Consider the following 1,286-nt stretch of genomic DNA (forward strand, 5'->3'; position numbering starts at 1 on the left):
TCGGCGGGCTGGGGCTCACCGGGATCGCCACCTCGGTGACCTTCGGGCTCCAGCGGGTGCCATCCAACGCGGTCACCGTCACCGAGCGGCGGATCGACGGCCTCGACGCCTTCCTGGCCGCCTTCGAGGCAGCCCGCGATGCCACCTTTTCGGTGGGCTGGATCGACGCGCTGGCGAGCGGCTGCAGCCTCGGCCGGGGCATCCTCGAGACGGCGGAACATGCCGCCACCGGCGTAGCACCCGTGCCGCCCAGGCAGCGCACCGTCCCGGTCGACCTGCCGGGCTTCGCCATGTCTTCTGCCGCGACCAGGCTGTTCAATGCCTGGTGGTGGCGCCGCGTACCGCGAGGCGGGCGGACCCGCACCATGGCGATCCCGGCCTTCCTCCATCCCCTGGACGGGCTGCGGCAGTGGAACCGGATCTACGGGCGGCGGGGCTTTCGCCAGTTCCAGTGCGTGGTGCCGTTCGAAGGTGGCGAGACCAGTCTCCGTCGGCTGCTGGAGGAGATCGGCCGGCATGGCCAGGCCTCGTTCCTGGCGGTGCTGAAGGCGTTCGGCCGGACCGGGCCCGGCCATCTGTCCTTCTGCATGCCGGGTTGGACGCTGGCCGTCGACCTGCCCGAACGCAGTGGCGTTGCCGGGCTACTGGCTGCCTTGGAGCGGATCGTGCTGGATGCGGGCGGGCGGATCTATCTCGCTAAGGACAGTCAGCTTTCCGCCGAAGGCTTCGCCCGGATGTACCCGGAGCTCGACCGGTTCCGCACGGTGCTGGAGCGGGTCGATCCGGATGGACGCTGGCAGAGCGGCCTGTCCCGGCGCCTCGGCATCCATGCGCCGGCGTGGGAGGCCGTCCATGGCTGAGACCTGGCTGATCCTGGGTGCCTCGTCCGGCCTGGCGCGCGCGATCGCCCGCGAGGCTGCCGCACACGGCCACGACCTGCTGCTGGCCGGCCGCGACCTGGCCGATCTGGAGCGCAGTGCCGGCGACCTGCGGCACCGGTTCGGCGTGCGCGCACAGGCGCTGCACTTCGACGCGCTGGACACGGCGGGCCATGCCGGGTTCGTGGAGCGCCTGCCGGAGCTGGCGTCAGGTCCGCTCACCGTGGTGGTGGCGTTCGCGGTGATGACGCCGCAGGACCTGGCCGAGCGCGAGCCGGACACGGCGCTCGCCATGATCGCCGCTGGCTATGCCGGGGTGGTATCGATCCTGCTGCGGCTGATCCCCCATTTCGAGCGGGCACGGGCCGGCCGGGTCGTGGTGATCGGCTCGGTCGCGGGCGACCGGGG

General features: G+C 72.1%; 2 protein-coding genes. Both read left to right on the forward strand.

The annotated features are described in order from the left end of the window. The coding region (locus EQG76_RS27970) for an FAD-binding oxidoreductase (RefSeq protein WP_200841189.1) at positions 1-860 on the forward strand (860 nt) is incomplete at its 5' end. Beyond that, the coding region (locus tag EQG76_RS27975) for an SDR family NAD(P)-dependent oxidoreductase (protein WP_200841190.1) at positions 853-1,286 on the forward strand (434 nt) is incomplete at its 3' end. The genes EQG76_RS27970 and EQG76_RS27975, both read left to right, overlap by 8 nt.

This window comes from Geminicoccus flavidas, assembly GCF_009806515.1.
Classification (GTDB): Bacteria; Pseudomonadota; Alphaproteobacteria; order Geminicoccales; family Geminicoccaceae; genus Geminicoccus; species Geminicoccus flavidus.